Here is a 3383-nt window from a genome sequence, read left to right as displayed (position 1 = left end):
GCGCATGGACCACACCTACGAGCTCGACCTGGAGTGGCGGGGCAACCGCGGCAGCGGCACCAGTGGCTACCGCGAGTACGCGCGCGACGTCGTGCTCCGGGCGTCCGGCAAGCCCGCGCTGGAGGGCTCGGCGGACCCGACCTTCCGGGGCGACGCGTCGCGGTGGAACCCCGAGGAGCTGCTGGTCGCAGCCCTCGCCCAGTGCCACCTCCTGTCCTACCTGCACATGGCGGTGACCCACGGCGTCGTCGTCACGGCGTACGCCGACTCGCCCGTCGGCACGATGGCGCAGCAGGGGATCGGTGGCCACTTCACCCGCGTCCTGCTGCGGCCGGTGGTCACGGTGGCGGACGCCTCCCAGGTCGAGACCGCCCTGCGCATCCACCGGGAGGCGGGCGAGGCCTGCTTCATCGCCTCCTCGGTGAACTTTCCCGTGGACCACGAGCCGACCGCCCTCGTCGCGTCCTGACGCGTGACCCGACCGGGGGAGGCGTTTGCACTCGTGAGGGTCGAGTGCTAAAACTGAGGCTGGCACTCTCATCAGGAGAGTGACAACTCGGCATCGGTGACGCTGAGGCTCGTACGTCGGCGGGAATGGTCCGTCGAGCTGCGCGGGTCGTCCGTCGCGGGCAGCCCACCGACGCCGCACACACAGACTCATTCCGAAGGAAATCGCTGAGTTATGGCCAAGCTGATTGCTTTCAACGAGGAAGCCCGCCGCGGCCTCGAGCGGGGTATGAACACCCTCGCCGACGCCGTGAAGGTGACCCTGGGCCCCAAGGGCCGCAACGTCGTGCTGGAGAAGAAGTGGGGCGCCCCCACGATCACCAACGACGGTGTCTCGATCGCCAAGGAGATCGAGCTCGAGGACCCCTACGAGAAGATCGGCGCCGAGCTGGTCAAGGAGGTCGCGAAGAAGACCGACGACGTCGCCGGTGACGGCACGACGACGGCCACCGTCCTGGCCCAGGCCATGGTCCGCGAGGGCCTGCGCAACGTCGCGGCCGGCGCCAACCCGATGGGCCTCAAGCGCGGCATCGAGGCTGCGGTCACCGCGGTCTCCGAGCAGCTGCTCTCGATGGCCAAGGAGGTCGAGACCCGCGAGCAGATCGCGGCCACGGCCACCATCTCCGCCGGTGGCGACACCACCGTCGGTGACGCCATCGCCGAGGCGATGGACAAGGTCGGCAAGGAAGGCGTCATCACCGTCGAGGAGTCGAACACCTTCGGCATCGACCTCGAGCTGACCGAGGGCATGCGCTTCGACAAGGGCTACATCTCGGCGTACTTCGCCACCGACCTCGAGCGCATGGAGGCGGTGCTGGAGGACCCCTACATCCTCATCGCCAACTCCAAGATCTCCACGGTCAAGGACCTCCTGCCCCTCCTCGAGAAGGTCATGCAGTCCGGCAAGCCGCTGCTGATCATCGCCGAGGACACCGACGGCGAGGCGCTGTCGACCCTGGTCGTCAACAAGATCAAGGGCACCTTCAAGTCCGTGGCCGTCAAGGCCCCCGGCTTCGGTGACCGCCGCAAGGCCATGCTCCAGGACATCGCCATCCTCACCGGTGGCCAGGTCATCTCCGAGGAGGTCGGCCTCAAGCTCGAGTCGGCCGGCATCGAGCTCCTCGGCCAGGCCCGCAAGGTCGTCATCACCAAGGACGAGACCACCATCGTCGAGGGCGCCGGCGACCAGGGCCAGATCGAGGGACGGGTCAACCAGATCCGCGCCGAGATCGAGAAGTCGGACTCCGACTACGACCGCGAGAAGCTGCAGGAGCGCCTGGCCAAGCTGGCCGGCGGTGTCGCGGTGATCAAGGTCGGCGCGGCCACCGAGGTCGAGCTCAAGGAGCGCAAGCACCGCATCGAGGACGCTGTCCGCAACGCCAAGGCTGCGGTCGAGGAGGGCATCGTCGCCGGCGGCGGCGTCGCGCTCGTCCAGGCCGGCACCGAGGCCTTCGTCAAGCTCGACCTGTCGGGCGACGAGGCCACCGGCGCCAACATCGTCAAGGTCGCCATCGAGGCCCCGCTCAAGCAGATCGCGATCAACGCCGGTCTCGAGGGTGGCGTCGTCTCGGAGAAGGTGCGCAACCTGACCCCGGGCCACGGCCTCAACGCGGCCACCGGCGAGTACRTCGACATGATCGCCGAGGGCATCATCGACCCCGCCAAGGTGACCCGCTCCGCCCTCCAGAACGCCGCCTCCATCGCGGCGCTCTTCCTCACCACCGAGGCCGTCGTGGCCGACAAGCCCGAGAAGGCTCCCGCCATGGGCGGCGGCGGTGGCGACATGGGTGGCATGGGCGGCATGGACTTCTGAGCGAAGCGAAGAAGCTTCCGCGCAGCTGAGTCCAGGCTTCACTGCTTCACTGCTTCACCAGCAAGGCCCTCACCTCCGGGTGGGGGCCTTGCTCCGTCTCCGGGGGACTGAGTGTGGCTTCGGTGTCGCCAGGTGGCGCCGAAGCCACACACACCGGGCGCCGCCCGCGGGGCCGGGTGGCAGAGTGCCGCCGTGAGCCCCGTCGAGCTGCTCCGCTCCCCGAGCCTGACCGACTCCGCGCCCTCCGCCTACGCCTCCCGCGTGGGCGACCTGTCGGACGTGCAGAAGTCGACGGCAGCTGCCTCCGTCAGCGTCAACGGGTCGGCCGACTGCCACATCTGCACGTCCGTCACGCCGGAGTCTCATCCGGACGGCATCCGTCTACCGTGAGCGCATGACCACGGCCGGCCTCCTCCTCGCCGCCGGCGCGGGTCGCCGGATGGGGAAGCCGAAGGCGCTCGTGCATGACCGGGACGAGACGTCCTGGCTACGCCGCTCGGTGCAGGTGCTGCTGGACGGCGGCTGCGCGCCGGTCCACGTCGTGCTCGGGGCGGCCGCGGACGAGGCCCGGGCGCTCCTCGGGGACCTGCCGGTCGAGGTGGTCGTCGCCGACGACTGGGACACCGGGATGGGCGCCAGCCTGCGGGCCGGACTGCTCGCTGTCGGCGAGGCCGGACCCGACACGGTGCTCGTCTCGCTCGTCGACCTGCCGGACGTGGGAGCCCCCGTGGTGGCCCGCGTCCTGGCCGCCGCGACCGGGCCCGCGACGCTCGCGCGGGCGGCGTACGACGGGGAGCCGGGGCACCCGGTCCTGCTCGGGGCCGACCACCTCGCGCCCCTGGTGGCGACGGTGCGTGGCGACGTGGGCGCCAAGCCCTACCTCGGTGTCCACGACGTGCTGCTGGTCGAGTGCGGTGACCTCGCCACCGGCCGGGACCGGGACACCGCGTGATCGGGCACAGCCGGTGACGGACCGGGGGACCCGGAGCGCGCCCCGCCTCCAGCCGCTCACCCGCGCCAAGCTCGCCGGCCAGGGGGAGGCCGGCGCCGCGTGGCACCGGGC

General features: G+C 70.7%; 4 protein-coding genes. All 4 read left to right on the top strand.

Annotated features, from left to right (window positions below):
- Positions 1 to 469: OsmC family protein (locus tag ACXJKL_RS17565; RefSeq protein WP_457208300.1), on the top strand; the 469-nt coding region annotated here is incomplete at its 5' end.
- A 213-nt stretch (positions 470 to 682) separates the two neighbouring features.
- A complete protein-coding gene (gene groL / locus ACXJKL_RS17560; RefSeq protein ID WP_457208299.1) occupies positions 683 to 2320 on the top strand; it encodes a chaperonin GroEL in 1638 nt (545 codons plus the stop codon).
- 192 nt (positions 2321 to 2512) lie between these two features.
- Positions 2513 to 2710 carry a hypothetical protein gene (locus ACXJKL_RS17555; protein WP_457208298.1) on the top strand — a complete coding sequence of 66 codons (198 nt, stop codon included), beginning with the start codon at positions 2513 to 2515 and terminating at the stop codon, positions 2708 to 2710.
- Positions 2711 to 2714: 4 nt separating this feature from the next.
- Complete coding sequence (locus ACXJKL_RS17550) at positions 2715 to 3272, top strand: nucleotidyltransferase family protein (protein ID WP_457208297.1); 558 nt, start codon at positions 2715 to 2717, stop codon at positions 3270 to 3272.
- Positions 3273 to 3383: the final 111 nt, after the last annotated feature.

The sequence above is a fragment of the Nocardioides sp. P5_C9_2 genome, assembly GCF_054049555.1.
Note: the sequence above shows the minus strand (reverse complement) of the source record. Positions and strands in the feature narration are given on the sequence as shown.